At 73.4% G+C, this 26,651-nt stretch carries 22 protein-coding genes and 1 pseudogene; 6 read left to right on the forward strand and 17 right to left on the reverse strand.

Annotated elements, in window-relative coordinates; all coding sequences use genetic code 11:
- Window positions 1-14 precede the first annotated feature (14 nt).
- Together Cus16_RS08415 and Cus16_RS08420 are read left to right on the forward strand one after the other, a co-directional pair.
- Window positions 15-635 carry an isochorismatase family protein gene (locus Cus16_RS08415; protein WP_069712184.1) on the forward strand — a complete coding sequence of 207 codons (621 nt, stop codon included), beginning with the start codon at window positions 15-17 and terminating at the stop codon, window positions 633-635.
- Between the two features lie 86 nt (window positions 636-721).
- On the forward strand, window positions 722-2,149 hold the full coding sequence (locus tag Cus16_RS08420) for an NAD-dependent succinate-semialdehyde dehydrogenase (RefSeq protein WP_069712342.1): 1,428 nt from the start codon (window positions 722-724) through the stop codon (window positions 2,147-2,149).
- Between the two features lie 15 nt (window positions 2,150-2,164).
- Here the strand turns inward: Cus16_RS08420 and Cus16_RS08425 are convergent, their stop codons facing one another.
- From Cus16_RS08425 to Cus16_RS08465, 9 genes and pseudogenes are all read right to left on the reverse strand, one after another.
- Window positions 2,165-4,021, reverse strand: coding sequence for an ABC transporter ATP-binding protein (locus tag Cus16_RS08425; RefSeq protein WP_069712185.1), 1,857 nt, complete (start codon window positions 4,019-4,021; stop codon window positions 2,165-2,167).
- A gap of 172 nt (window positions 4,022-4,193) precedes the next feature.
- Window positions 4,194-5,618: an MFS transporter gene (locus tag Cus16_RS08430; protein ID WP_069712186.1), complete on the reverse strand. Its 1,425-nt coding sequence runs from the start codon at window positions 5,616-5,618 to the stop codon at window positions 4,194-4,196.
- 203 nt (window positions 5,619-5,821) lie between these two features.
- Window positions 5,822-6,445 (reverse strand): annotated as a pseudogene (ribA, locus tag Cus16_RS08435) (GTP cyclohydrolase II); the annotation flags it as partial.
- A 29-nt stretch (window positions 6,446-6,474) separates the two neighbouring features.
- A complete protein-coding gene (gene ribD, locus Cus16_RS08440) occupies window positions 6,475-7,557 on the reverse strand; it encodes a bifunctional diaminohydroxyphosphoribosylaminopyrimidine deaminase/5-amino-6-(5-phosphoribosylamino)uracil reductase RibD (RefSeq protein WP_083263824.1) in 1,083 nt (360 codons plus the stop codon).
- A gap of 120 nt (window positions 7,558-7,677) precedes the next feature.
- A complete protein-coding gene (locus Cus16_RS08445) occupies window positions 7,678-8,280 on the reverse strand; it encodes a GNAT family N-acetyltransferase (RefSeq protein ID WP_189319561.1) in 603 nt (200 codons plus the stop codon).
- An 11-nt stretch (window positions 8,281-8,291) separates the two neighbouring features.
- Window positions 8,292-9,302, reverse strand: coding sequence for a tryptophan--tRNA ligase (trpS, locus tag Cus16_RS08450; RefSeq protein ID WP_069712189.1), 1,011 nt, complete (start codon window positions 9,300-9,302; stop codon window positions 8,292-8,294).
- Window positions 9,303-9,341: 39 nt separating this feature from the next.
- Window positions 9,342-10,184: an exodeoxyribonuclease III gene (locus Cus16_RS08455; protein ID WP_069712343.1), complete on the reverse strand. Its 843-nt coding sequence runs from the start codon at window positions 10,182-10,184 to the stop codon at window positions 9,342-9,344.
- A 122-nt stretch (window positions 10,185-10,306) separates the two neighbouring features.
- Window positions 10,307-10,579, reverse strand: a complete 273-nt coding sequence (locus tag Cus16_RS08460) for an HPr family phosphocarrier protein (RefSeq protein ID WP_069712190.1) — start codon at window positions 10,577-10,579, stop codon at window positions 10,307-10,309.
- Between the two features lie 94 nt (window positions 10,580-10,673).
- On the reverse strand, window positions 10,674-11,444 hold the full coding sequence (locus tag Cus16_RS08465; RefSeq protein ID WP_069712191.1) for a DeoR/GlpR family DNA-binding transcription regulator: 771 nt from the start codon (window positions 11,442-11,444) through the stop codon (window positions 10,674-10,676).
- Window positions 11,445-11,727: 283 nt separating this feature from the next.
- Between Cus16_RS08465 and ptsP the strand changes: the two genes are divergently transcribed.
- The 4 genes from ptsP to Cus16_RS08485 all read left to right on the forward strand — a co-directional run bounded on the left by ptsP (window position 11,728) and on the right by Cus16_RS08485 (window position 16,677).
- Complete coding sequence (ptsP, locus tag Cus16_RS08470; RefSeq protein ID WP_069712192.1) at window positions 11,728-13,383, forward strand: phosphoenolpyruvate--protein phosphotransferase; 1,656 nt, start codon at window positions 11,728-11,730, stop codon at window positions 13,381-13,383.
- Between the two features lie 65 nt (window positions 13,384-13,448).
- A complete protein-coding gene (locus Cus16_RS08475) occupies window positions 13,449-15,005 on the forward strand; it encodes a PTS mannitol transporter subunit IICB (protein WP_069712193.1) in 1,557 nt (518 codons plus the stop codon).
- A 74-nt stretch (window positions 15,006-15,079) separates the two neighbouring features.
- Window positions 15,080-15,517, forward strand: coding sequence for a PTS sugar transporter subunit IIA (locus tag Cus16_RS08480; RefSeq protein ID WP_022907882.1), 438 nt, complete (start codon window positions 15,080-15,082; stop codon window positions 15,515-15,517).
- A complete protein-coding gene (locus Cus16_RS08485; protein WP_069712194.1) occupies window positions 15,514-16,677 on the forward strand; it encodes a mannitol-1-phosphate 5-dehydrogenase in 1,164 nt (387 codons plus the stop codon). The genes Cus16_RS08480 and Cus16_RS08485 overlap by 4 nt, the downstream gene beginning before the upstream one ends.
- Window positions 16,678-16,907: 230 nt before the next feature.
- On the opposite strand, the gene Cus16_RS08490 is transcribed toward Cus16_RS08485, so the two are convergent.
- From Cus16_RS08490 to Cus16_RS15995, 8 genes are read right to left on the reverse strand one after another with little or no spacing between them, the layout of a single operon-like run.
- On the reverse strand, window positions 16,908-17,492 hold the full coding sequence (locus tag Cus16_RS08490) for a hypothetical protein (protein ID WP_069712195.1): 585 nt from the start codon (window positions 17,490-17,492) through the stop codon (window positions 16,908-16,910).
- The gene (locus Cus16_RS08495) at window positions 17,489-17,836 is read right to left on the reverse strand and encodes a hypothetical protein (RefSeq protein ID WP_069712196.1); all 348 of its coding nucleotides are present in this window, start codon (window positions 17,834-17,836) and stop codon (window positions 17,489-17,491) included. The genes Cus16_RS08490 and Cus16_RS08495 overlap by 4 nt, the downstream gene beginning before the upstream one ends.
- Entirely contained in the window at window positions 17,826-21,857 is a 4,032-nt protein-coding gene (eccCa, locus tag Cus16_RS08500; protein ID WP_083263825.1) for a type VII secretion protein EccCa, read from the reverse strand. The genes Cus16_RS08495 and eccCa overlap by 11 nt, the downstream gene beginning before the upstream one ends.
- On the reverse strand, window positions 21,854-22,693 hold the full coding sequence (locus tag Cus16_RS08505) for a hypothetical protein (protein ID WP_069712198.1): 840 nt from the start codon (window positions 22,691-22,693) through the stop codon (window positions 21,854-21,856). The genes eccCa and Cus16_RS08505 overlap by 4 nt, the downstream gene beginning before the upstream one ends.
- A gap of 2 nt (window positions 22,694-22,695) precedes the next feature.
- A complete protein-coding gene (locus Cus16_RS08510; RefSeq protein WP_069712199.1) occupies window positions 22,696-24,063 on the reverse strand; it encodes an EsaB/YukD family protein in 1,368 nt (455 codons plus the stop codon).
- The gene (locus Cus16_RS08515; RefSeq protein WP_069712200.1) at window positions 24,060-24,308 is read right to left on the reverse strand and encodes a hypothetical protein; all 249 of its coding nucleotides are present in this window, start codon (window positions 24,306-24,308) and stop codon (window positions 24,060-24,062) included. Before Cus16_RS08515 ends, Cus16_RS08510 begins: the two co-directional genes overlap by 4 nt.
- Window positions 24,292-25,413, reverse strand: coding sequence for a DUF6177 family protein (locus Cus16_RS08520; RefSeq protein WP_069712201.1), 1,122 nt, complete (start codon window positions 25,411-25,413; stop codon window positions 24,292-24,294). The genes Cus16_RS08515 and Cus16_RS08520 overlap by 17 nt, the downstream gene beginning before the upstream one ends.
- Window positions 25,410-26,501, reverse strand: coding sequence for an FHA domain-containing protein (locus Cus16_RS15995; protein ID WP_083263827.1), 1,092 nt, complete (start codon window positions 26,499-26,501; stop codon window positions 25,410-25,412). The genes Cus16_RS08520 and Cus16_RS15995 overlap by 4 nt, the downstream gene beginning before the upstream one ends.
- Window positions 26,502-26,651: the final 150 nt, after the last annotated feature.

Consider the following 26,651-nt stretch of genomic DNA (forward strand, 5'->3'; position numbering starts at 1 on the left):
GCAGGATGGGGCACATGGCCAGGGCACTGCTCGTCGTCGACGTCCAGAACGACTTCACGGAGGGCGGTGCTCTCGGTGTGGACGGGGGCGCTGCCGTCGCGGAGCGCATCACCGTCTTCCTCCGCCGGCACGCCGACGAGTACGACCTGATCGTCGCCTCGCGCGACTGGCACCACGGGGACGACGACAACGGCGGACACTTCGCCGGACCAGAGGGACCCGACTACGTCGACACGTGGCCGGTGCACTGCGTCGGCGGCACGCCCGGGGCGGACTACCACCCCGACCTCGACACGAGCGTCGTCGACGTCCACGTGTTCAAGGGCCGTGGGCGTCCCGACTACTCGGCGTTCCAGGCGACCACGGAGGACGGCACGACCCTGCCGGACCTGCTCGTGGACCGACGCGTGACCACGGTCGACGTCGTCGGGATCGCCACGGACCACTGCGTCCGGGCGTCGGCGCTCGACGCGCGTGCGGCCGGCTTCGACGTCGCCGTCTACGAGGACCTCGTGGCGGGCGTCGACGCCGAGCGGAGCGCGCGTGCCCTGGCCGAGATCAGCGCGGCCGGCGGACACGTCGACCGCAGCGACACGGACGAGGGGCTCGCGAGCCCCGGAGGAGCAGTACTGTGACCAGCACCACCAGCACCACCAGCACCACCAGCACCACCACGACCGTCCGCGACGAGCACGTCTCGGTCGCCGACGTCCCCACCGGCCTGTACATCGGCGGCTCGTGGCGCCCCGCGAGCGGCGGCGCGACCTTCCCCGTCCGCGACCCGAGCACCGGCGCGGTGCTCGCCGAGGTCGCCGACGCGACGCCCGAGGACGGCATCGCCGCCCTCGACGCCGCCGTGGCCGCGCAGGAGGGCTGGGCCTCGACCGCGCCGCGGACGCGCTCGGACGTCCTGCGCCGTGCCTTCGACCTGGTCCACGAGCACGAGGACGACCTCGCCGCCCTGATGACGCTCGAGATGGGCAAGCCGCTCGCGGAGTCGCGGGGCGAGGTCGTGTACGGCGGGGAGTTCCTCCGGTGGTTCTCCGAGGAGGCCGTCCGCATCCACGGCGACTACCGCACGAACCCCGAGGGGACGGGCCGCGGCATCGTCCTCCGCCGTCCGGTCGGACCGGTCTACGCGATCACGCCGTGGAACTTCCCGCTCGCGATGGCCACCCGGAAGATCGGGCCCGCGCTCGCCGCCGGCTGCACGGTCGTGCTGAAGCCCGCCGACCTGACCCCGCTGACGACGCTCTTCCTGGTCGAGCTGTTCCGGCGGGCGGGTCTGCCGGACGGCGTGCTCAACGTGGTGCCGTCGCGCGACGCGAAGGCACTGTCCGAGCCGATCATCGCCGACCGTCGGCTCCGCAAGCTCACCTTCACGGGGTCGACCCCGGTCGGGTCGGCACTCCTCAAGCAGGCGGCCGACAACGTGCTGAAGACGAGCATGGAGCTCGGCGGCAACGCGCCGCTGCTCGTGTTCGACGATGCCGACCTCGACGAGGCGGTCGCCGCCGCGATGCAGGCGAAGTTCCGCAACGTGGGCGAGGCCTGCACGGCCGCGAACCGCTTCTTCGTGCAGGAGGGCATCGCCGACGCGTTCACCGCGGCCTTCACCGCGAAGGTCGACGAGCTCCGGGTCGGCCGGGGCACCGAGGACGGCACGACGCTCGGCCCGCTCATCGACGACCGTGCGGTGGACAAGGCCGCGGGGCTCGTCGACGACGCGGTGCAGCGGGGTGCGACCCTCGTGACCGGTGGGCAGCGCGTCGACCGCCCGGGCACGTTCTACGCGCCGACCGTGCTCGACGAGGTGCAGCCCGGCTCGGACATCCTCACCACCGAGATCTTCGGACCGGTCGTGTCGATCACGCGCTTCACGACCGAGGAGGAGGGCATCCGGCTCGCGAACGACACCGAGTACGGGCTCGTCGCCTACGCCTTCACGACGGACTTCCGGCGGGGCCAGCGGCTCGCCGAACGCCTCGAGACGGGCATGCTCGGCCTGAACACGGGCGTCGTGTCGAACGCCGCGTTCCCGTTCGGCGGCGTGAAGTCCTCGGGCCTCGGTCGCGAGGGCTCGCACGAGGGCATCGAGGAGTACCTGGAGTCGGTCTACGTCCTGACTCCGGACCCCTTCGCCGCCTGATCCACCGGGCCGGGGTCAGACGAGCAGCTGGTGCTTCGCGAGGTCGCGGTAGAGCGGGGTCGACTGCACGAGCTCGGAGTGCGTGCCCGTGCCGACGACCCGGCCGTGCTCGAGCACGACGATGACGTCCGAGTCCACGACGGTGGACAGCCGGTGCGCGATGACGAGCAGGGTGCGGTCCTCGGCGACGGCGTCGATCGCGAGCCGCATCTTCTGCTCGTTCACACCGTCGAGGGATGACGTCGACTCGTCGAGCAGCAGGATCGGGGGAGCGGCCAGCAGCGCGCGGGCGATCGCGAGTCGCTGCCGCTCACCACCGGACAGCATGACGCCGTCCTCGCCGACCTGCGCGTCGAGGCCCCGGGGGTCCCGGTGCAGCACCTCACCGAGGTTGACCGCCTCGAGCACGCGGACGCAGTCCTCCTCGGAGGCGTCCGGCGAGCCGAGGAGCAGGTTCGCCCGGATCGTGCCCGCGAGCACCGGGGCGTCCTGCTCGACGTACCCGATCTGTGCGCGGAGCTCGGCACGGTCGAGCCCGCGGACGTCGACGCCGCCGAGCCGGATGACCCCGTCGGTCGGGTCGTAGAACCGCTCGATCAGGGCGAGGGTCGTCGACTTCCCGGCGCCGGACGGGCCGACCAGCGCGACGCGCGCGCCGCGCGGGACCCGGAACGACACGTCGTCCAGCACCACGTCGCCGGCGGCGGGTGCGTCGTCGACGGCACCCGGGCCTCCCGACCGGTCCGTCGCACCGTCGGCGGCCGTCGCGCCGTCCGCACCCGACGCGTCGGCCGCACGCGCGTACCGGAACGTGACGTGCTCGAACGCGATCGCGTCGTCGGTCTCGACGGCTGCGGCGACCCGGACCGCGGCGTCGTCCTGGTCCTCGGTCGGCAGGTGCAGGACCTCCTCGATGCGGCCGAGCGCCCCGAGGGCCTGCGCCACGGCGACGACCGCACCGAGGGCCTGGCCGAGCGGCATGACCATCATGAAGAGCAGCAGGATGAAGGTGATGAGGGTGGCGATCGTGATGGTGCCCGCCGCGACCTGCGCCCCGCCGACGCCGAGGACGGCGATGAACGCGACCTGCAGGACGATGCTCGCGACCGGGACGACGAACGCCGACATCCGGGCGATGTCGAGACCGCGGCGGTACGCCTCGGTGGCGTGGCCGTCGACCTCCCGGACCTCACGCTCGGTGGCACCGGCGGCGCGGATCGTGCGGACGGCGCCGATGCCACGTTCGACCGCGGCGGTGAGGTCGCCCACCTTCTCCTGCGCACGCTTCGACGCCACGCGGATGCGCCGGCTGAGCCCGCCGACGACGACGATCGCGACGAGCACGATGACGACCGTGATGCCGAGGAGCAGCGGGTCGATGACCGCCATCGCGATGACGGCGCCGACGAACGTCAGCGCGCCGCCGATCGACTCGATGAGTCCCTGCGTCAGCACGGCACGCAGGAGGGTGGTGTCGCTGCCCACCCGGGACACCAGGTCGCCGGTACGCCGGGTGTCGAACTCGGAGATCGGCAGGTTGAGGATGCGCGCGATGAGCTTGCGGCGGGTGGAGAGCACCACGCCCTCGCCGGCACGCTGGAGCAGGAAGTGCTGGACGCCGTTCAGGACGCCCGACACGAGGACGAGCGCGACCAGCACCCAGACCAGGACCGAGAGCGTGTCACCGCGCTGCACGGCGGTGACCACCTGGTTGACGAGCAGCGGCTGCGCGAGCGAGGCGCCGGCTCCGAGGACGCTCAGCACGATGATGACGACCATCGCGGGCTTGTTCTCGAACAGGTAGGTCAGCAGCCGTCCGAAGCTCGCGCGGGGGCCGTCGGACTGCTTGCGTCGTACGAAGGGGAGGCTCATCGTTCCTGGTTCCTGCCGCCCGTGCGGGGTGTGCTGGCGGCCGTCGTCCAGTCTCCCACCGTCACGTGGGTGCGTGCTGCGCCGTCCGAGGTGTGGGGATGACGCGACGGGAGGCGCGGTACCAGCCGGCACCGCGCCTCCCGTTGCGTCGTGTGGTCGCGTCGGCGACCCGTCAGGCGTGCACGTCCGTGGCTGCGGTTGCGTCTGCGTCTGCGTCCGCGTCCGCGAGCCCGCGGCTCTTCGTCTCGCGCACGAACAGCAGGGCGACGAGCGTCACGACCGCGGCGATCGTCAGGTACAGGCCGACGAGGAAGATGTTCCCGTCCGGCCGCCAGAGCGCCAGGGCGATCGTGGGCGCGAGCGACGCCCCGAGGATCGACGCGACGTTGTAGGCGATCGCCGAGCCGGTGTAGCGGACGTTCGTCGGGAAGAGCTCCGGCAGCAGTGCCCCCATCGGGCCGAAGGTCAGGCCCATGAGCGACAGCCCGACGACGAGGAACGTGACCACCGTGATCGGTCCGGTCGACGCGGCGAACCACAGCTGGAACGTCAGACCGAACAGGGCGATGCCGATCGTCGTGGGGATGAGGGTGCGGCGACGGCCGTACTTGTCCGCCAGCCAGCCCGCGATCGGCGTGAAGATGCCGAAGAACACGACGCCGATCATGAGCAGCGTGAGGAACTCGCCGCGGCTGTAGCCGAGGCCGACCTTCGGCACGAGCGGCCCCGCCTCGGCACCGGTCGTGCCGTAGTTCAGCGTGAAGGTCGTCATGAAGTAGAAGAGGACGTACGTGGCGACCATGCCGAAGGTGCCGACGATGACGGCCTTCCACGAGGTCCGGAACACCCGACCGAGCGGGAGCTTCGCGACGCTGCCGGTCTCCTGCACGCCGCGGAAGACGGTCGACTCGACGAGCTTGAACCGGACGTAGAGCCCGACGATGACGAGCACCGCGGAGAGCAGGAACGGGATGCGCCAGCCCCACGCCTGGAAGTCGGCGTTCGGGGTGCCGTCCGCACCGGCGGGCATCGCGGCGTTGATCGCGATGAACAGGCCGTTGGCGAGCAGGAAGCCGATCGGGGCGCCGAGCTGCGGCATCGACCCGAACACGCCGCGCTTGCCCTTCGGCGCGTTCTCCGTCGCGAGCAGTGCGGCCCCGGACCACTCGCCGCCGAGTCCGACGCCCTGGGCGAAGCGCATCACGGCGAGCAGCACGGGTGCCCAGATGCCGATGGTGTCGAAGGTCGGCAGGCAGCCGATCAGGAAGGTCGCGGTCCCCATGACGAGGAGCGACGCGACGAGGGTGGCCTTGCGGCCGACGCGGTCGCCGAAGTGGCCGAACAGGATCGACCCCACCGGGCGGGCGAAGAAGGCGAGCGCGAAGGTCACGAAGGACGACAGCTGCGAGGCCGTCGGGTCCTCGTTCGGGAAGAACAGCGCGGGGAAGACGAGGACGGCGGCGGTCGCGTAGACGTAGAAGTCGTAGAACTCGATCGAGGTGCCGACGAGGCTCGCGATGACGACGCGGGACCGGGGGTTCTCGGCCGGCGCGGGGGCCGGGGTGGGGGCGGACGTGGGTGCCGGTGCGGCGGACATGGTGCGGGGGACTCCGAGGGGAGCGCTCGGGCGAGCGCGGCGGTGGCTGCCGAAGCTGCGGACACCGACCGGTCCGCGCGGGGTGGCGCGTGTCCTGGTCGGGTGCGTTCGGTGGGTGGTCCCGCTCGTGACGGAGCACCCAGCGTACGACAGATGTCGTCCACCTGCGAATCCACCGAGGGTCCCCGGTGCACGCCCTGCGCTCAGCTGGAGGTGTCGGCCTCGAGGTGCGCGGGCAGCTGGTGCCCCATGCGGTCGCGCTTCGTGTCGAGGTACCCGGCGTTCTGCGCGGAGATCCCGACGACGAGCGGCACGAGCGCGGACACCGTGATGCCGTGCTCCTCGAGCTGGCGGCGCTTCTCCGGGTTGTTCGACAGCAGTCGGACGCGCGTGATGCCGAGGTCGGCGAGGATCCCGGCGGCTCCGCCGTACTCGCGGGAGTCCGCCGGCAGCCCGAGCGCGAGGTTCGCGTCGAGGGTGTCGAGCCCGTCCTCCTGCAGGCGGTACGCCTTGAGCTTGTTGATGAGCCCGATGCCGCGGCCCTCCTGACCGCGCAGGTACACCACGACACCGCCCTCGGCGGCGATCGTGTCGAGCGCGGCGTCGAGCTGCGGGCCGCACTCGCACTTCAGGGAGCCGAACGCCTCGCCGGTCAGGCACTCCGAGTGCACGCGGACCAGGGCGTCGTCGCCCGGTGCCGACCCGTCCGGCGCGGGGGCGATGATCGCGACGTGCTCGGCACTCGTCACGAGGTCGCGGTAGGCGCGCATCTCGAACGTCCCGTGCGTCGTCGGGACGTCGGTCGCGACCTCGAAGTGCACCGGGCTGCCCGGGGTGGGGGAGGTGAGGGCGTCGGTCATGGGGTGCTCCGGTCGTTCTGTGCCTGGTCTGCTGCCGTAGCCGCTCCGGAGGGCGCGGTCCCCTCCGCCGGCCGGCCGGTGCCGGTCCGGGGGCGGTGGGGACGAGCGCGGACCAGGAGGTCGGGGCCCAGGCTGGTGGTGGACGTCACGTCCAACTGGCGGCGGTCGCCGATGCTTCCCACCCCGACGTCGCCGATCGCGACCCGGGGGCCGCCGAGCAGGACCGGGGCGAGGTAGACGAGCACCTCGTCGACCAGGCCGTCCGCGATGAGCGCCGAGGCGACCGTCGGACCGCCCTCGACGAACACCGAGTGGACGCCGCGGTCGCGCAGGGTGCGGAGCGCGCCCGCGAGGTCGTGCCCCGGGAGCTCGAGCAGGCCGCGCGGGTGCCGTCGGACGGCGGCGGTGTCGGGCACCGAGCGGTCGCCGACCACGACGGGGAGGGGCTGGTCGGCGAGGAGCTCGCCCGCGTCGCCGCGCGCCGTCAGGCTCGGGTCGTCGGCGAGCACGGTCCCGGTGCCGACGAGGATCGCGTCGTGCGCGGCCCGCTGCTCGTGGACGTGCTGCCGTGCGGCCGCCCCGGTGATCCAGCGACTCGTGCCGTCGGCCGCGGCGACCCGTCCGTCCAGGCTCGACGCCCACTTCACGGTCACCCACGGGCGTCCGGTGCGGACGGAGAGGAGCCAGCGCTCGAGGAAGGCCTCGGCCTCGTCGGCGAGCAGGCCGGACACGACGTCGACCCCGGCCGCGCGCAACCGGTCGGCCCCACCGTGCGCGTGCTCGCCCGGGTCGTCCACCGCGTAGACGACCCGTCCGACGCCGGCCTCGATCAGGGCCAGGGCGCACGGTCCGGTGCGGCCGACGTGGTTGCAGGGCTCGAGGGTGACCACCGCGGTGGCACCGCGGAGCTGCTCGGCGGGCACCTCGGCCATCGCGGCGACCTCGGCGTGCGGGGTGCCGGCGCCCCGGTGCCAGCCCTCGCCCAGCACGTCGCCGGCGGGGGAGAGGATCACCGCGCCGACCCGGGCGTGGTCGCCGACGGCCGGCCCGAGCGCGGCGAGCTCGAGCGCGCGGCGCATCGCTCGGCCCTCTGCGGGTCGGACCGACGGATCGGGGTTCGTGGTCACGCTCCGACACTACCGACCGGCCGTCGGTGACCCGTCACCCGGTGGTCCCCTGTCAGCGAACGCCCGCGCGTGTCAGGGACCGTCCCGGTGCGCGCCCGCGTGCTGCGGTCCGTCGGTGCCGTCCGGGAACGACGCCGTCGGCCAGGGCAGGTCCGACGCCGGCGCACCGTCGGCGCGACGCAGCCCCGTCCACGCGACCGTCGGGCCGCCGTCACGGGCGGGGATGCGGGCGGTCCCGGTGCCGGTGAAGGAGAACCCCGCCGAGCGGGCGACCGACGCCGACCCGACGTTGCCCTCCCAGCACTCCCAGTACACGTCGGGGGCGCCACGGTCGAACGCCCACGCGACCACGAGTTCGACGGCCTCGTGCATGATCCCGGCACCCCGGGCGGCGGGCGCGAGCCAGAAGCCGAGGTCACGGTGCTCGGTGCGGAAGGAGACCACGCCGACGAGCCAGTCCGAGCCGGCCCGCCGGATGCCCCACGTGTACTCGCGGTCGGACGCCCAGCCGGGGCCGACGAGCGCATCCACGAAGGTCTGCGCCTCGCGCTCGGTGTACGGCGTCGGGACGGTCGTCCACCGCACCACGGCCGGGTCCTGGCACCCCTCGGTGATCGCAGCCGTGTCGGCCCGGGTGGGCACCGTCAGGCGCACCCGGTCCGACGACAGCGTCACGGGGAGCATCGTCAGGCGCGGCGTCGCGGCACGAAGCCGATGCGGTCGTACACGCGGGCGAGGGTGGCCTGCGCGATCGCCTCGGCACGGTCCGCACCGACGGCGAGCAGCCGGTCCAGCTCGGCCGGGTCGTCGAGCAGCTCCAGCGTGCGGGCGCGCACCGGCTCGAGCTCGGCGACGACGGCGTCCGCCACCGCACCCTTGAGGTCGCCGTAGCCCTTGCCCACGAACTGCTCCTCGAGCGACGCGACCGGGGTGCGCGTGAACGCCGAGAGGATCGCGAGCAGGTTGGTCACACCGGGCTTGGCCTGACGGTCGGCCCGGATCTCGCGCTCGGTGTCGGTGACGGCCGACCGGATCTTCTTCGCGGTGCGCTTCGGGTCGTCGAGCAGGCGGATCAGCCCGTTGTCCGACGCCGCGGACTTGCTCATCTTGCTCGTCGGGTCCTGCAGGTCGTAGATCCGAGCGGTCTCGGTGCCGATCTGTGCCTTCGGGACGACGAAGGTGTCGCCGAAGCGCGAGTTGAACCGGGTCGCGAGGTCGCGCGTCAGCTCGACGTGCTGGCGCTGGTCGTCACCGACCGGCACGACCGCCGTGTCGTACAGCAGGATGTCCGCCGCCATCAGGATCGGGTAGGTGAACAGGCCGACCGAGGCCGCCTCGGCGCCCTGGCGTGCCGACTTGTCCTTGAACTGGGTCATCCGGCTGGCCTCGCCGAAGCCCGTCAGGGTGTTGAGCACCCACGCGAGCTCGGCGTGCGCCGGCACGTGGGACTGCACGAACAGCGTCGACTTCGTCGGGTCGATGCCGGACGCGATGTACTGCGCGGCGGTCGCCCGCGTGCTCGCCCGGAGCTCCGCCGGGTCCTGCGGCGACGTGATCGCGTGCATGTCGACCACGCAGTAGATCGCGTCGTGGTCGTCCTGCAGGTCGCGCCACTGCATGAGCGCCCCGACGTAGTTGCCGAGGTGGAGGGACCCGGCCGAGGGCTGGATGCCGGAGAAGATGCGCGTCGTGGTCATGGTGCTGTTCCTGTACTGCGAGAGCGGAGGGGGAGCGGGTCAGAGCTCGTAGTCGACGACCACGGGAGCGTGGTCGGACCATCGCTGGTCGTACGCCGCGGCGCGGTCGACCGTGTACTGCGTGACCTTCGCGGCGAGGTCGGGCGTGGCCACCTGGTAGTCGATGCGCCAACCGCTGTCGTTGTCGAACGCCTGGCCGCGCCACGACCACCACGTGTAGGGCCCGTCGACGTCACCGGCCTGGTCGCGTCCGACGTCCACCCAGCCGAGGCCCGGGCCGGTCGAGCCGTCCGCGCCCTCGACGGGTTCGCCCTCGGTGCCGAAGAACCGCGAGAAGTAGGCACGTTCGCGCGGGAGGAACCCGGCGCGCTTGACGTTGCCCTTCCAGTTCTTGATGTCCCGCTGGTCGTGCCCGACGTTGAGGTCGCCGACGACGACCGCGAGCGGGTTGTGCGCGCGCAGCGTCGGCAGCCGCTCGGTCATCGCGTCGAGGAACTTCCACTTCTCGTCCTGCTTCGGGGTGTCGACCTCGCCCGAGTGCACGTAGCAGGACACGACCGTGACGGTGGTGCCGTCGAGCTCGTAGTCGGCCTCGATCCAGCGTCCGGCGGAGTCGAAGTCCGTCGGACCCAGTTCGACGCGGTGGATGTGCGCACGGTGGCGCGAGGCGATCGCGACACCCGCGCGGCCCTTCGCCGTGGCGGGGTCGTGCACGATGTCCCACTCGTCGCCGAGGAGCCCGGCCAGGTCGTCGCTCGATGCGCGGACCTCCTGCAGGGCCAGCACGTCGACCTCGCGCGTGTCGAGCCAGTCGCCCATGCCCTTCCGGAAAGCGGCGCGGACGCCGTTCACGTTGACGGATGCGAGGCGCAGGCGTGTCATGCCGACCACCCTATCGACGCGCGGGGACGGGCCTCGCCGAACGCAGGACGGACGGGAGGCGCGGTGCCCGCTGGCACCGCGCCTCCCGTCCGTCAGGTGGTCGCGTCGCGCGACCGGTCTGCTCAGGCCGCGTCGTGGTCCGTCTGCAGGAACTCGACCAGGCTGTCCGCGGTCGCGTCGGCGTCGTCGCCGGTCACCGTCAGGGTGACCTCGTCGCCGTTCTCGATGCCGAGACCGAGGAGGGCGAGGATGCTGCCCGCGTTGCCGGTCTTGTCGCCCTTGGCGATCGTCACCTGGTGGCCGGACGCGGTGACGGTCTGCACGAAGAGGGACGCGGGGCGGGCGTGCAGGCCGGACGCGCTGGCGACGGTGACGGTGCGGGTGGCTTCGGACATGCGTTGACTCCTGTCGACGGGTGGTTCGCTCATGCTAGCGAGCGCGGGGTGGGCGGTTCCGGGGGCTGTCCGGGCGGGACGGACCGTGGTCCGGTCAGTCGCGGCCGGGCCAGAGGACCTCGGTGCCGGCGGCCTCGACCTCGCGCACGAGATCGGCGTTCACACCGGGGTCGGTGATGATCGTGTCGATCGCGGCCAACGGGGCGACGCGACCGAACTCCTCGCGACCGAACTTCGTGTGGTCGGCGAGCAGGATGCTGCGACGGGCGGACTTGATCATCGCGCTCTTGACGGCCGCCTCGGCCATGTTGTGCGTGGTCAGTCCGCGCTCGGGGGTGATCCCGTTGATGCTGATGAACGCCACGTCGACGCTGACCATCCCGATCAGCTGGTGGGTCCAGGTGCCGACGCCGGCGAGCGAGTCGCTGCGGATGTTGCCACCGAGCAGGTGCAGGTCGATGCCGGACCGGTTCGCGACCGCCATGGCCACGGGCAGCGAGTGCGTGACGACGGTCAGGCCGCGGTCGGTGGGCAGCATCTCGGCCAGGCAGATCGTCGAGGTGCCGGCGTCGATCATGACCGAGCCGTTCTCCGGCAGCTCGGCGAGGGCCGCCTCGGCGATCACCATCTTCTCGGCCTGGTTGATGCCGCCGCGGTCGCCGACGCCCGGGTGCAGCGTGATCCGTTCGACCGGGATCGCGCCGCCGTGGGCGCGCCGGACCAGCCCGCGCCGCTCGAGGCTCGTGAGGTCGCGTCGGATCGTCTCCGGGGTGACCTCGAGCAGCTCGGCGAGGTCCTTCACGTCGACGCGCCCCTGCGAGCGGGCGCGCTCGACGATGCGCTGCTGGCGCTCTGGTGCGTACATCGGACCTCGTCGTCTCGCGGTCGGGGTGGAACGGTCGGGCTGCTCGGTCGGGGCTGCTCGGTCGGGCCGGAACGGACCGGCTCGGACACGATCTCGGCGGACCGTGCCCGTTCGGTTCGTCCGCCGGACGCAAACGGGCACCTGTTTCTGCATTTTTATCCCCGGATGTGTTTGTTTGTCAACGTGGATCGGGGTAGTGTGATCGCACGCCGCCGCGGTCGGACCCGATTCGTCGCGCGGCTCGCACCCCCAAGCACCTCCGCGTGAGATGAAGGAGTCTCGAATGTCCGAACTGCTCGGCACCGGCGTCGGCCGTGGCGTCGCCCACGGCCCCGTGCTCCGGATGGCGGACCCGCTCGGCGCACCGTCGACGGCCCCGCTCGAGGGTTCGGCGGACGACGCGAAGCAGTCCGTGCACGACGCCCTCGCGGTCGTGGCGGAGGACCTCAACAAGCGCGGGCAGCTCGCCGGTGGCGACGCCCAGGCGGTGCTCGAGGCGCAGGCGCTGATGGCGCAGGACCCGACCCTCCTCGACGACGTGCACGCCCGCATCGACGGCGGCACGAACGCCGAGCGCGCGGTGTTCGAGGCGTTCGGCCAGTTCCGCGACCTGCTCGTCGGCATGGGCGGCTACATGGGGGAGCGCGCCGCCGACCTCGACGACGTCGCCCAGCGCATCGTCGCCAAGCTCCGCGGGGTCCCCGCGCCGGGCGTGCCCGAGTCGGACACGCCGTTCGTGCTCGTCGCCCGCGACCTCGCCCCGGCCGACACGGCGCTGCTCGACCTCGACAAGGTCCTCGCGCTCGTCACCCGTGACGGCGGCCCGACCTCGCACACCGCGATCCTCGCCCGCGCCAAGGGCATCACCGCGATCGTCGGGGTCACCGGGGCCGACGGTCTCGTCGACGGCACCCCCGTCGTCGTGGACGCGGCCGCCGGCACCGTCGTGACCGAGCCGTCCGCCGAGCTCGTCGCCGACGTCGAGCGTCGGATCGCCGACCGTCTCGCCGTCGCGGCCGCACCGCTCACCGCCGGTGCCACGGCCGACGGCCACCCGGTCCCGCTGCTCGCGAACCTCGGCAGCCCCGCCGACGCCGCGGGTGCCGTCGCTCTCGGTGCGGAGGGCGTGGGGCTCTTCCGCACCGAGTTCCTCTTCCTCGACTCGCCGACGGCGCCGACCGTCGCGCAGCAGACCGAGTCGTACCGCCAGCTGCTCGAGGCGTTCCCCGGCAAGAAGGTGGTCGTCCGCGCGCTCGACGCCGGTGCCGACAAGCCGCTGCCGTTCCTCACGGACAAGGACGAGGAGAACCCGGCGCTCGGACGCCGCGGTCTCCGGGCGCTCCGCAACCACGAGGAGGTCCTGCGCGACCAGCTCACCGCGCTGGCGCAGGCCGACGCCGCGACCGAGGCGGACCTCTGGGTGATGGCGCCGATGGTCGCCGACGCCGAGGAGACCGAGTACTTCGTCGACCTGGCCCGCGAGCTCGGCATCCGCACCGCGGGTGTCATGGCCGAGGTTCCCTCGCTCGCGCTGATGGCCGAGCAGGTCCTCACGAGCGCCGACTTCGTGTCGATCGGCACGAACGACCTGACGCAGTACACGATGGCCGCCGACCGCATGCTCGGCACCGTCGCGTCCTACCAGGACCCGTGGCACCCCGCCGTCCTGCGCCTCGTCGCGCAGCTCGGTGCGGCCGGTGCCGACGCGGGCAAGGCCGTCGGCATCTGCGGTGAGGCCGCGGCCGACCCGCTGCTCGCCGTCGTGCTCGTCGGCCTCGGCGCCACCACCCTGTCCATGACCCCCGCGGCCCTGGCCGACGTGCGCGCCGAGCTCGGCCAGCACACGCTCGAGCAGGCCCGCGAGATGGCGAAGGCGGCACTCGCCGCGAGCACCGCGGCGGCGGCCAAGACCGCCGCGGCAGCTGCGCACGCCGCCTAGCCGCAGCACCACAGCAGCACCACACCCCTCCACCACTGCAGCACCCATCACAGAAAGCCAGGCACATGACAACGTCGTCCGTTGCAGCGCCCGACGCACCCGCGAAGTCGCGGGGCGGCGCACGCGTCGCCGTCCAGAAGTTCGGCACGTTCCTCTCCGGCATGGTGATGCCGAACATCGCGATCTTCATCGCGTGGGGCCTCATCACCGCCTTCTTCATCGAGACCGGGTGGACGCCGGTCGGCGTCCTCGGCGGCTTCGGCGAGACGGACGGCGTGGCCAACATCGGTCTCGTCGGCCCGATCCTCACCTACCTGATCCCGCTCGCGATCGCCTTCCAGGGCGGCCGGATGATCTACGAGACCCGCGGCGCCGTCGTGGGCTCCATCATGGCGATGGGTGTCATCATCGGCGCCAACGGCACGATCATGATCCTCGGTGCGATGATCTGCGGTCCGCTCGGTGCGTACCTCATCAAGCAGATCGACAAGATCTGGGACGGCAAGATCAAGCCCGGCTTCGAGATGCTCGTGAACAACTACGCGGCCGGCATCCTCGGCTTCGCGCTCGCGCTCGTCGGCTTCTTCTGGCTGGCCCCGCTGTTCAAGCTCATCGCCGAGGGCCTCGGCGCCGCGGTGAAGTTCCTCGTCGACAGCTCGCTGCTGCCGCTCGCCAGCGTCATCATCGAGCCGGCGAAGGTCTTCTTCCTCAACAACGCCATCAACCACGGCGTGCTCGACCAGCTCGGTGCCCAGCAGGTCCAGGAGTCCGGCAAGAGCATCCTCTTCCTGCTCGAGGCGAACCCCGGCCCCGGTCTCGGCATCCTGCTCGCCTTCACCTTCTTCGGTGTCGGCATCGCCCGCTCGACCGCTCCCGGCGCGATCCTCATCCAGTTCTTCGGCGGCATCCACGAGATCTACTTCCCGTACGTGCTGCAGAAGCCGGTGCTGTTCCTCGCCGTCATCCTCGGTGGCGCGACCGGTGTCGCCATGAACGTCGCCTTCCAGTCCGGCCTCGTCGCCCCGGCCTCGCCCGGTTCGATCATCGCCGTCCTCACCGCCACGGCGAAGGACAGCTACGTCGGCGTCATCCTCTCGGTGGTCCTCTCCGCGGCGGTCTCGTTCGCGGTGGCGTCCTTCTTCCTGCTCGCCAGCCGCAAGCGCGACCTGGCGAACAACGGTGGCGACATGAGCGCCGCGATGGCGAAGCTCCAGGCCAACAAGGGCCGCGACGTCAACGCCGCGACCTCGGGTCTGCTCGGCAACAACTCCCCGGCCAACGAGGAGGAGGCCGAGGCCTCGCTCGGCGGCGTCGGATCGGCGTCGACCACCACGGCGACCCGCGTCGAGAACGTCGTGTTCGCGTGCGACGCCGGCATGGGCTCGAGCGCCATGGGTGCGAGCGTCCTGCGGAACAAGGTCAAGAAGGCGGGCATCGAGGGCGTCACGGTCGTCAACAAGGCGATCGCGAACCTCGACGGCACCGAGGACCTCATCATCACGCAGGAGGAGCTCACCGACCGCGCCAAGCAGAAGAACCCGGGCGCACAGCACGTGTCGGTCGGCAACTTCATGAACGCGCCGCAGTACGACCAGGTCGTCGAGCAGCTCAAGAACCAGTAACGAAGTGCAGTATCGGAGGGGGCGGACCACGGTCCGCCCCCTCCACCACGTCCGCGATCAGCAAGGAGAACCCCATGCCCGTCCTGCAGGAGAGCCAGATCCGCATCCACACCGAGGACACCGCCCCGACGAAGTCGGAGGCGATGAAGGAGGCGGCCGAGATCCTCGAGGCTGCAGGCGCGGTCACGGCGGACTACTACCCGGCGATGCTCGAGCGTGAGAAGAGCGTCTCGACCTACATGGGCAACTTCCTCGCGATCCCGCACGGCACCAACGACGCGAAGGACGCCATCAAGTCGTCCGCCCTGTCGTTCATCCGCTACGCCACCCCGATCGACTGGGACGGCAACCCCGTGCGCTTCGTCGTCGGCATCGCCGGCGTGAACAACGAGCACCTCGACATCCTGTCCAAGATCGCGATCGTGTTCTCGGACGAGGACGAGGTCCAGAAGCTCACCGACGCCCCGGACACGGCGGCCATCCTGTCGATCCTCGGCGAGGTCAACGAGTGACCACCGGAACGCGCACCGCCGTCCACTTCGGCGCGGGGAACATCGGCCGCGGTTTCGTCGGGCTCCTGCTCCACGAGGCCGGGTACGAGGTCGTCTTCGCCGACGTCGCCGCCCCGCTCATCGACGCCCTCGCGGCAGCCGACTCGTACACCGTGCACGAGGTCGGGCAGGGCGCCCAGGACCACCATGTCACGGCCTTCCGCGCCGTCAACAGCGCGCAGGACGAGGACGGGGTGGTCGCCGAGGTGGCCGCCGCCGACGTCGTCACCTGCGCGGTCGGCCCGACCGTCCTGAAGTTCATCGCGCCCGTCATCGCCCGTGGGCTCGTCGCCCGCGACGCGGACGCCGCTCCGCTCGCCGTGATGGCATGCGAGAACGCGATCAACGCGACCGACCGGCTGCGCGAGTTCATCGTCGCCGCGCTCCCCGAGGAGCAGCGCGACGCCGCGCTCGCCAAGGCGGTCTTCGCGAACACCGCCGTCGACCGCATCGTCCCGCAGCAGCCCGCGGACGGCGGCCTCGACGTGACGGTCGAGACCTACTTCGAGTGGGCGATCGACCGCACCCCGTTCGGCGGGAACGAGCCGGAGATCCCCGGCGCGCACTACGTCGACGGGCTCGCCGCGTCGATCGAGCGCAAGCTCTTCACGGTGAACACCGGGCACGCCACCGTCGCGTACCACGGCTTCCTCGCCGGGGCGGACAAGATCTCGGACGCGATCGCGATCCCCGCCGTCCGATCGGCGCTCGAGTCCGTGCTCGCCGAGACGAGCGACCTGCTCGTCCGTCGGCACGAGCTCGACCCCGAGGTGCACCGCTCGTACGTCCAGGCGATCATCGGCCGGTTCGAGAACCCGCACCTGCCGGACACCGTGACCCGTGTCGGCCGGCAGCCGCTCCGCAAGCTGTCGCGTGACGAGCGGTTCGTCTCGCCCGCAGCGGCCCTCGCCGAGGACGGCACCGAGCCGACGGCGCTGCTCGACGCGATGGGTGCGGCCCTGCGCTTCGACGTCGCGGACGACGAGCAGAGCGTCGAGCTGCAGCAGCTGCTGCACTCCGACCGCTCGGACGCGGACGTCGCGACCGAGATCACCGGGCTCGCTGCGGAGCACCCGCTGCACGCGGCGTTCGCCGAACGGGTGCGCGCGGCGCGCTCCTAGCGTCGCCACCCCCACGGACGGACGGGAGGCGCGGTGCCGGCTGGCACCGCGCCTCCCGTCCGTTCGTGGTCACCCTGCTGCGCGGGACGCCGTCAGCTGCGCGGGACGCCGTCAGCTGCGCGAGACGACGTCCGCTGCGCGAGACGCCGTCACTCGTCGCGGTGTCTCGGTGATCGGCGGGCGTCTCGGGGAGTCACCGGCGTCGGGAGGCCCCTCGTCGAGGGCGGCCGTCACCAGTGGAGTGCGGTGAGGACCGCCCCGGCGGCCTCGACCGTGGCACGGGCGAGTCGTCCGGGGTCGATGCGGCCGGGACGGCCGAGCGCCGGGTCCCGCCGCAGGACCACGACCGGGCCGACGCCGCGCGCACGCAGCGTACCGAGGTCCGGTGCGGTGCCGCGTGCCGTGCGGTCCACGAGGACGACGACCGTCCGGGCGGGCAGCGACGGATCGGCCCTGGCGGCGGTGTCGAGCGCGGCGAGGGCGTCCGCTGCGCCCTCGTCGGACGCGCGACCGACGACCACGAGCGCGTTCTCCGGTGCCGCCGCCAGGTGTGCGGCGGGGAGTACGTGTGCGCCGGCGTCGTGCACCGCGTCGCGCGTGGTCGCCGGGTCGAGCCGGGGCAGCCGTGACGCGAGCTCGCCGCCGGAGTGGTCGGAGGCCTGCACGACCGCGCCGCGCCGTGCACCGGCCGCGTCGACGAGGAGGGCGGCGACCGTCGTCGTGCCCGTCCCGCCGGACACCCCGGCAACGAGCACGGTGCGAGCGCGCTGGACGGCTGCCCGGCGGGTGCCGGGGACCGGGGGGAGTCCGGTCACGAGCCGTCCTCCACGAGCAGTTGGCCGTCGACCTCGGCCGCGAGGGCCCGGACGATCGCGACGCCGACCTCGCCGTGCGCGCCCCAGGGCGCCCAGGCCTCGGTCCACCACAGCGGCGCTCGCAGTGTGGTCCACGGTGCGAGGCGCCGGACCTCCTCCTGGTTGTCGACCCGTTCCGGGTGCTGCACGCTGACGTGCGCGGTGCCGTGGTCGTCGACGACCTCGACCACGGCGTCGCCGTCCAGCGACCGGACGCGCAGTTCCGGGTCGACCGAGGCGCCGGCGTTCACGAAGTCCACGAGCGACGGCGCCGTGGTGGAGAGCACGAGCAGGTCACGAGGCATCGGCCGCTCCCTTCGGGTCGAGGACGGTGGTCGCGGCACCGGTCGCACCGGCTGCCTCGGGTGCCGCCGCGGGGAAGTGGGCGACCTGCACGATCCGCGGCGGCGTCCCGCGACGGACCAGTCGGCCGCGGCCCGGCGGGAACTGCTCGGCGTACACCTTGGGGAACACCTGCCCCTCCGACCGTTCACCGCTGAGCACCAGGCCGGCCGCGCCGGAGTCGCGCACGGACTGCAGCACCGAGTCGTACACGGCACGGGCCGCACCGGCGACCGGTCGGGTCAGCACGAGGTGCAGACCGAGGTCGCGCGCGGACGGCAGGTAGGGCACCAGGGGAGCGAGCGGGTCGGTGCCGGCGGACGCCACGATGTCGTAGTCGTCCACGAGCACCACGATGCGGGGCCGCGGGCCCGTCGAGGTCCCGGCGGCGCGCTGCTCGAGCTCCGCCGCGATGGCCGCTGCGAGCCCCCGGGCGTCACGGCCGTTGGCGGCGTGCCCGCCGAGGAACTCGTCCGGCGTGCCCGCGGCGGCCGCACCGCGGACGTCCATGAACGCCAGCACGAGCTCGTCCGGCGTGGCGCGCTCCACGAACCCGGCGGCGAGCCCGCGGAGCAGCGCGGTCTTGCCGCTCCGGGTGTCCCCGAACACCAGCAGGTGCTGGTCCTGCGCGGGGTCGAACGCGACGAACTCCATGGTGTCCTGCCGGAGCGCGAAGGGGACCGCGTCGGGCACGGCGAGCGGGTCGGGCAGCTCCGTGGGGTCGAGCGACTCCGGGAGCAGTCGGATCGGCGCCGCCGCCGGGCCGCCCCAGCTGTCCGCCACGCGTCGGGCGAGCGCCTCGAGGGCGTCTCCGACGGCGTCGTCGTCGACGTCGTCGAGCACCGGCAGCGCCACCTGGCCGAACCGCTCGTCGCCCGTGAGGACGCGGCCCGGCTCGCCGGACTTCAGGGTCGCGGCCGCGGCGCGGGCGATGGTGGAGTCGGCGGGGTCGTTGAGCCGGAGCTCGAAGCGCTGCCCGACGAGCGGTTGGTTGGCCAGGCGCAGCTCGTTCCACCGCGTGAGGCCGAGCACGACGTGGATGCCGAAGCTCCCACCGCGCTGCAGCAGGTCGCCGAAGGCGTCCTCGAGCTCCTCGAACTCCGTGCGCATCGCGCCGTACCCGTCGACGAGCAGCACGACGTCCGCCGAGCCGAGCTCCGGGACGCGACCGGCGGAGTGCCGGGTGCGGAGCATCGCGAGCGAGTCGATGCCGTGGTCGCGGAACACGCGCTCGCGGAGGCGGATCATCGCCTGGAGCTCCTCGACGAGGCGCAGGAGCCGGTTGCGGTCGACTCGCGTGGCGACTCCACCGACGTGCGGGAAGCCCTCGAGCCGCCCGAGCCCACCCCCGGAGAGGTCCATCCCGTACACGCTCACCTGACGGGGTGTCGTGGTCAGCGCGACGGACGCCGCGACGGTACGGAGGAACGTGGTCCGGCCGGAGCCCGGCGCACCGATCACGGCGACGTGGCCGCCGCCCTGCGTGAGGTCGAGCACCCACGGGCGCTGCCGCTGTCGGGCGGGGTCGTCGAGGAGGCCGATCGGCACGGCGAGTCCCGCGGGGTCGGTCGGGGCCTGCGGGTCGAGCACCGCGCCGAGCGCCAGCCGGTCGGGGAGCGGGGGGAGCCAGACGGGGGCGGTCGCGCGGTCGGCACGGGCGAGGCGTTCCACCACCTCGTCCACGACGCTCCGACGGACGTCGGGCGTCTCGAGCACGGCCTCGACCGGGCCGTCGTCCTCGGCGGCGACGGTGTTGTGGACGGGGAGCTCGAAGGGCTCGGGGGCGTCGTCCTGCGCCGCGGTCACCGCGGTGGGGACGGCCTCGTCGACGGGGCCGGAGACGTAGCCCGACCGGAAGCGCGTGTAGACGCTCGTGTCGACCTTCAGGTACCCGTAGCCGGGGACGGCCGGCAGGTGGAAGGCGTCGCCGGTGTCGAGCACGACCTGGCTCTCGGCCTCCGAGAACGTGCGGAGACCGAGCCGGTACGACAGGTAGGTGTCGAGCCCCCGGAGCTTCCCCGCCTCGATGCGCTGGCTCGACAGGAGCAGGTGCACGCCGATCGACCGACCGATGCGGCCGATCATGAGGAGCAGGTCGACGAACTCCGGCTCGGCGGTGAGGAGCTCGCCGAACTCGTCGATCACGAGGAGCAGGTGCGGCATCGGCGGGAGGTCCGGGCGACGGGTGCGCAGCTCGCGGTAGTGGGTGATCGACGGCGAGGAGCCCGCGTCGCGGAGCAGCTCCTGGCGTCGCCGGACCTCGCCGGCGATCGACGCCCGCGCCCGACGGGTGAGCTGGGGGTCGTCGGCGAGGTTGTCGATGAGGCCGGCGACGTGGGGCAGCCGGGCGAACGGCGCGAACGCGGCGCCGCCCTTGTAGTCGACGAGGATCATCGCGAGGTCCTCCGGCGGGTGCGACACCGCCAGGCCGAGGACGAGCGTCCGGAGCATCTCGCTCTTGCCGGAGCCGGTCGCGCCGATGCAGATGCCGTGCGGGCCCATGCCGAGCTGGGCCGACTCCTTGAGGTCGAGCAGCAGCGGGGCGCCGAAGTCGTCGACGCCGATCGGCACCCGGAGGAAGTCCCGCGGGGTGCGCGGACGCCAGGTGCGGTCCGGGTCGACGGCGGTGACGTCGGTCACGCCGAGCAGGTCCTGCACGCCGAGCGCGGTCGCCGACTCGGCGCGCTCCTCGGCGTCGGCGGACAGGCGCAGCGGCGCGAGTGCGCGGGCCACGGCGGTCGCGAGGGACGGGGACACCGGATCGCAGACCGCCGGCTGGACGGGAGCGGGTTCGCCCTCCTCGACGTCCCGCGCGTCGACGATCTCGAGGGTCGTCCGCTCGCGGGCTGCGTCGTCTGCCGGCTGGCTCCTCGCCGTGATGCGGACACGGACGTCGGACGGCTCGTGGAGGCGGTCCGCGACCAGGTGCACGACGGTGACCCGCAGGTCCTCCGGCCGGGTCTCGCCCTCGGGCAGCGCGAGCGGTACGGCGACGCCGCCGTGCTCGTCGGCGACGACCACCAGACGCGGCAGGTCGCTCCGGCGTCCGGCGTTGCCGGACCGTCGCCACATCGCCGCCGAGCGGGCCCGTTCGCCGAGCTCGCCACCGAGGACGCGCGCCAGCGAGGGCACGTCCGGCGCGACCCGGCGGGCCCGCACCGGTCCGTCGAAGGTCCGGTCCATGCGGGCGTGCGGCAGGAGGTCGAACCAGGCCCAGTCCGCGGCGTGCTCCTCGCTGAAGGCCGCGGCGAGGTGGAGGTCCTCGGGGGAGTGCAGCGCCGCGAGCTGGACCGTCAGTGCCCGGGCGACGGCGAGGACGGCCTGCCGGTCGCCGACCACCGAGACGTCGCCGGCCTCGTCGAGACGGACGGTGATGGGCATGGCGTGGACCGTGCCGTAGTGCTCGGCGACCTGTTCGAGCTCGGCGAGCATCAGCGGGTCGAGCGGCTGCACCGGGTTCTGGTCCGGCGGGACCACGAGGTCGAGCCAGCCGACGTCGCCGGAGCCGACCCGGACGCGCAGGAAGTCGCCGTGCGTCCGGCGGCGCTCCCAGAGGCGCGCGGGGTCGGCGACCACGCGCGGCAGCGTCTCCGGCGCCGGGTCGACGTGCTCGGCCCGCTCACGGACCGCCGTCGTCCGTGCGCGGAGGTCACCGCGGAGCTCCTCGAGGTGGTCGAGGTACCGTTCGCGCTGCGTCCGACGGTTGCGGACGGCGTTGCCGCGCTGCGTGAACGCCATGCCGAGGCCGCCGACGAGGGCGACGACGAAGACGAGCGCCGCGACGACCATGAGCACCGGGTTGTTGCCGCGCAGCACCACCATCATCACCACGGACGACACCGCGCCGACGACGGGCAGCAGGGACTGCAGCGGCAGGCCGCCGCTCGGACCTTCGGGGAGCTGCGGCGGCGGTGCCAGCTGCTCGGCCTCCGGTCGCACGAGCGGCGTGGACACGCGGGCGGGGCGGTGGACGATTCGGTTCACCGGTGTGCCTCCGGAGCGGGGCGACCGACGGCGGCGTCGACGAGGGCCGCGGTCAGGTGGACGAGGGCCGTGCGGACGGCTGCGGGTCGGGTTCCGCCGGCGCGCGACGGGTCCGACGCCACGGGGTGGACCTCGTGCCCCGGCCAGCCCGCCGCCGTCCGGGCCGCGCGGAGGCCCGTCCCCGTGGTGTCCACCGGGACGACGAGGACGCGCGTGCCCTCGGCGTGCCGTCGGACGGCCTCGGCGTGGGCGACGCCCTCCTCGATGCCGGCGCGGTCGGCACCGGTCACGAGGGCGACCACGTGTGCGTCCGCCGCCACCGACCCGAGGTCGACGAAGGGGGACCGCGATCCCCAGTCGCCGACGACGACGTCGAAGAAGCGTGCGATCGGGTCGACCGCCGCCGCCCACTCGGACGGCGAGGCCTGTCGTGACGGGCTGCGCGGGTCGCCGGTGCGGAGCACGTGCAGGCCCGCGGGCGTGACGGGCAGACCGTCGAGGGCGTCCCACGACGTGCGTGCCACCCGGCGGCGGTCCGACGGGAGCGTCGGGTCCGTGTCGGGCGACCCCGCGTACGCCGCGAAGGACCGGGACCCGGCCGCGCCGTCGACGCCGAGGACACGTCCGGGGCGCCGACGGGCGAGCACCGTCGCGACCGCGGCCGCGGTGGCCGAACAGCCGGTGCCCCCGCGCAGCGAGGCGAAGGCGATGCGGCGGCTCGTGGGGACGCCCTGGCAGATCGCGCGGTGGGCGTCGTCGAGCTCGCGTGCGCCGCCGGCGACACTGCCGAAGAACGCCCGGCCGAGCGCGGGCACCACGTCGTCGATGAGTCGCATCGTCAGAACGTCTCCAGGAGGGCCTCGAACAGTCCGAAGGTCCCGAGCAGCAGGGGGAGCAGGACGACCACCGCGATCGTCTCGAGGACGTTGCCGGCCGAGCGCAGGCGAGCCCGGGTGTGCGCCGCCGGTCGGACGCCGGCGAGCACCGCACCGAGGACGGCGACGCCCGCCAGGAGCGCGAGCACGAGGACGGGGTGCGTGACGGCGTGTGCGACGAGTCCGAGGACCGCGGCGACGAGCACGGCGCTCCAGAGCAGCACGCCCTGCAGCGCGAGCGGGAAGGCGCGGGTGCGCAGGGCCGCCACGAGCACCGTCGCCGTCCCGAGCCCGACGGCCCACGGGTCGCCGTCGGCCAGGAGCGCTGCGCCGGACAGTGCCAGCGGTGCGGCGACCGCGGCGGTCGTCCAGTCGAGCGCGCGGTAGGAGTCGTCGAGGGCCCGGACGACGCGCTCGCGCTGCACCCTGGTGCCGGAGCCGACCTGGTCGTCGAGTCCGGTCAGTCCCGCCGACGACATCGCGACGGCGGGCAGCAGGCCGCACACCGCGACGGCGGCGACCGCGACGACACCCCAACCGGCCGCCTGCGGAGCCGGTGTGGTCCACGCGACCATGCCGAGTGCGGGCAGCACGACACCGACGACCGACGCGACCCCGACCGAGCGGTTCCGCGCTCCGACCCCGAGGCCGAGTCCGAGCGCGAGCCCCACCCAGACGAGCACCACCGCAGCGGTCATCGCCGGACCGTCGCCGTCACGACCGACGAGCGGCCCGACGGCGAGTCCCAGCGGCAGGCCGAGGCCGGTCGCCGCGGCGGTGCAGGCGATGCCGGTCCACCGAGCGCCCGCGCGGCCGGCGACGACCGCCGCCAGCGCCAGGACCACGCCGAGCACGACGAGCACCGCGGGCACCACCGCCGGCGACGCCGACCCGCCGGACAGCGCCGCACGGATGCTCGCGACGGTGGAGACGGCCACGAGCAGCAGCCCGGCCACGGACGCCGACGCCCCGAGGGCCACGGCGGCGACGGCCTGACGCGCGGCGTCGCCCCAGCCGTCCTGCCGACGGCCGAGCGAGTCGGCCACGGCGTCGGTCACGTCGGACACCTCGGGCGGCGGCGGTGCGTCCGCGCGACGGACCAGGTGCAGGACCTCGCCGTCGGCGATCTCCTGCGCGGCGGCGTCCTCGGCGAGGGAGACCTCCTCCCCGGTCACGCGCACGATCGCCACCGGCTGCGCGCTGTCCGCCACGGGTTCGTCGAGGATGTCGACGAACCGCGGCAGCAGCCCGGCGAAGGGCTCGTCGGAGGCGACGACGACGTCGGCACGTCGCCCGACCCCGACGACGGTCACCCGGGTGAAGTCGGTCACTTGACGATCTCCTGTTGCTGTCGTTGCTGGGCGGCGGCCTGCTCGGCGAGCGCGTTCGTGACGAAGGAGTACCCGAGGCACCCCACGCCGACGACCGCGGCGAGCACGATGCTGCCGACGAAGCGCTTCACGTTGTCGTTCACGACCCGTCGGTCGGCGAGGCGGCCGAGCACGAACGCCTGCCGCAGCCGGCGTCGGTGCGTCGCGACGCTCTCGAGCAGGACGGCGTCACTGTTCCGTGGCACGGCGTACCTCTTCCCTCGTCCGGTCGTCCAAACCGACCGCATCGGCCACCCGGTCCGCGCCGACGTGCTCGACGACGGCGGCCAGCTCCTCGACGGCGTCAGCTCCGTCACGTCGGCCGAACGGCAGGACGAGCGCGGGGATCCGGGGCTTGCCCGCCACGATCGCGCCGAAGTGCTCGCGGAACACCTCGACGTCGAGACCGAGGTCCCGCACCGCCGGGGCGCCGAGCAGCATCGCGACGGGACGCGGGGCGGCGGCCAGGCGCGGTGCCTGGGCGAGGTCCGCACGCCCGGGGCGGCGGAGGACGAGCGCGAAGAGCGGTAGCTGCGCGGCGGCGAGCCGGCCGAGCACCTGCGGCACCGCGGCGACCCGCACTGCCGTCACGTCCCCGCCGACCGGTCCGACCGCCAGGAGCCCGGTCGTGAGCTCCTCGACGCCGAGGTCGGTGCGCTGGGCCGTGACGGTGAGGGCGACGGGCGCGTCCGCGGAGCCGACGACCACCAGCCGGGTCGGGTCCGGCATGCGACCCCGCGCCGCCTCGGTGAGGGCGCGACGGTCCCACGGGCGTCCGGCCGGCTCGTGGGTGCCCCACCCCGACGGTGCCCCGCCGGCGAGCTCGGTCGCGAGCAGCTCGGCGGTCGTGCCGAGCACGGTCTCCGCAGCGGCACGGTGTCGGACGGAGACCGACACGACGAGCTGTTCGGTGCGGAGCTCCTGCGGCCGGAGGAACCCGACCGCGACGTCCTCGACGCTCGTCGGCGGCGGCAGCCGCAGGGCGTCGGTGAAGTGCTCGAGCCGTCCGCCGTCGAGCCCGTTGCGCAGGCCGTCGTCGCCGCGGACCGCCCACGCGCCGCCCGCGTCGGTCAGCGCCTGGCGGTAGGCCTCGGTCAGCACGGACAGTCCGTCGGTGACGAGCACGGGGCGAGCGCCCTCGGCCGCCGCCCGTCCGAGCAGGTCCGCCTGGGCGCGGCCGAGCCGGACGACGGCGGTACGGCTCTCGGTGCGGATGCTCCCGTCACCCGCCGAGTCCACCAACGGGTGCGGGGCCTCGGGCCGGTCGTCCCGGGCGTCCTTCCGGCGGGGTCGGTCGAGCCACGCGGTCACGAGGGGCTCCCGATCCGGTCCACGACGAACGCGTGGTCGCCGATGCGCACGGTCGTGCCCGCCGACACGGCCAGGTCGACCCCGGCCACGAGGTCCTCGAAGGAGGAGTCCACGCGGACCACCGACGTGCCGTTCGTGGAACCGAGGTCGCGGACGAGGAGTCCGCTGCCCGACTGCACGAGGGCGACGTGCGTCTTGGACAGGGTGCGCGAGAGGTCGGGCACCGCGACGACCGCGATGCCGGGCTCGGCCTCGGGGTTGCGGCCGACGACGCACGTGCCGTGGAACCAGTGCACGGTGCCCGAGTCGAAGCGCAGCACGACGGCGTCGTCGGGCGCCGGCTCGGTCGGTGGTGCCGCGGGCGGCGCGGCGGTCGCGGGGCCGACCGTGGTGCCGTCCGCACCACCCGCGCGACGGGTGGTGTCGTGGAGGGCCGCACCCGGGCCTCCCGTCCGGCCGTCCACGTCGTGCGCCGGTGCGGAGACGGGGCGGACCCCTGCCGCGGCGACGGCGCCGAAGGCGGTGCCGAGCGGCGGGAGCGACGGCGCCAGCGGATCACGTCCGCGACGGAGGGACGCGGTCAGCGTGCCGGTCGCGCGGGCCCAGGGCCCGGCGGTGGCGTCGTGGTGCGGGCCACGTCGGAGACGGCCCACCTGCGTGGAGGGTCCGGCCGGCAGCGCGTCGTCGACGTCGACGACGCGGGTCCGCAGGACCAGCCCACCCGGTCCACGCCCCGTGCTGGAGGCGCGGCCCACCACGACCGCGGCCGTCACGACGACGCCCACCACGCCACCCACCACGAGGGACACGACGGGTCCGGCCGGCGACACGACCGCGTGCGCGAGGACGAGGAGGAGTGCGCCGAGCGCACCGCCGAGCAGGCAGGTCACGACGTCGAGCAGGCGGGCCAGGGTGACGGCTCCCGTGGTCGCGACGACCACGTCGCGCAGTGCGTCGTGCTCGGCGCCGCTCACCGTACGGCCGAGCAGTGCACCGCAGTCGGTGCAGAACCGTTGCCCGGGCGACGACGGCGCACCGCACCGTCCGCAGGTCGTCACGGGGACGACCGTCTCGACGACGAACGACATGCCTCACCTCCCATCGGCACGTCGATCATGTCAGACCGAGGGGGTGACTCGTGCTGGCCTGTGGACTATGGTGTTGGCGTTCGCTGTCACCCGTTCACGGGGTGGGGGAAGAGCCGGCGTCCGGAGTACGGATGACGGAACAGACAGAGA

Source organism: Curtobacterium sp. ER1/6, assembly GCF_001742745.1.
Taxonomy (GTDB): Bacteria; Actinomycetota; Actinomycetes; order Actinomycetales; family Microbacteriaceae; genus Curtobacterium; species Curtobacterium citri.

Bases quoted from the DNA above. Each gene is read 5' to 3' on its own strand.
- Cus16_RS08415 (WP_069712184.1), top strand. From the start codon at position 15: ATGGCCAGGGCACTGCTCGTCGTCGACGTCCAGAACGACTTCACGGAG.
- Cus16_RS08425 (WP_069712185.1), bottom strand. From the start codon at position 4,021: ATGAGCCTCCCCTTCGTACGACGCAAGCAGTCCGACGGCCCCCGCGCG.
- Cus16_RS08430 (WP_069712186.1), bottom strand. From the start codon at position 5,618: ATGTCCGCCGCACCGGCACCCACGTCCGCCCCCACCCCGGCCCCCGCG.
- ribD (WP_083263824.1), bottom strand. From the start codon at position 7,557: ATGCGCCGCGCGCTCGAGCTCGCCGCGCTCGGGCCGGCCGTCGGCGAC.
- trpS (WP_069712189.1), bottom strand. From the start codon at position 9,302: ATGACCACGACGCGCATCTTCTCCGGCATCCAGCCCTCGGCCGGGTCC.
- Cus16_RS08455 (WP_069712343.1), bottom strand. From the start codon at position 10,184: ATGACACGCCTGCGCCTCGCATCCGTCAACGTGAACGGCGTCCGCGCC.
- Cus16_RS08460 (WP_069712190.1), bottom strand. From the start codon at position 10,579: ATGTCCGAAGCCACCCGCACCGTCACCGTCGCCAGCGCGTCCGGCCTG.
- Cus16_RS08465 (WP_069712191.1), bottom strand. From the start codon at position 11,444: ATGTACGCACCAGAGCGCCAGCAGCGCATCGTCGAGCGCGCCCGCTCG.
- ptsP (WP_069712192.1), top strand. From the start codon at position 11,728: ATGTCCGAACTGCTCGGCACCGGCGTCGGCCGTGGCGTCGCCCACGGC.
- Cus16_RS08475 (WP_069712193.1), top strand. From the start codon at position 13,449: ATGACAACGTCGTCCGTTGCAGCGCCCGACGCACCCGCGAAGTCGCGG.
- Cus16_RS08480 (WP_022907882.1), top strand. From the start codon at position 15,080: ATGCCCGTCCTGCAGGAGAGCCAGATCCGCATCCACACCGAGGACACC.
- Cus16_RS08495 (WP_069712196.1), bottom strand. From the start codon at position 17,836: ATGCCTCGTGACCTGCTCGTGCTCTCCACCACGGCGCCGTCGCTCGTG.
- Cus16_RS08505 (WP_069712198.1), bottom strand. From the start codon at position 22,693: ATGCGACTCATCGACGACGTGGTGCCCGCGCTCGGCCGGGCGTTCTTC.
- Cus16_RS15995 (WP_083263827.1), bottom strand. From the start codon at position 26,501: ATGTCGTTCGTCGTCGAGACGGTCGTCCCCGTGACGACCTGCGGACGG.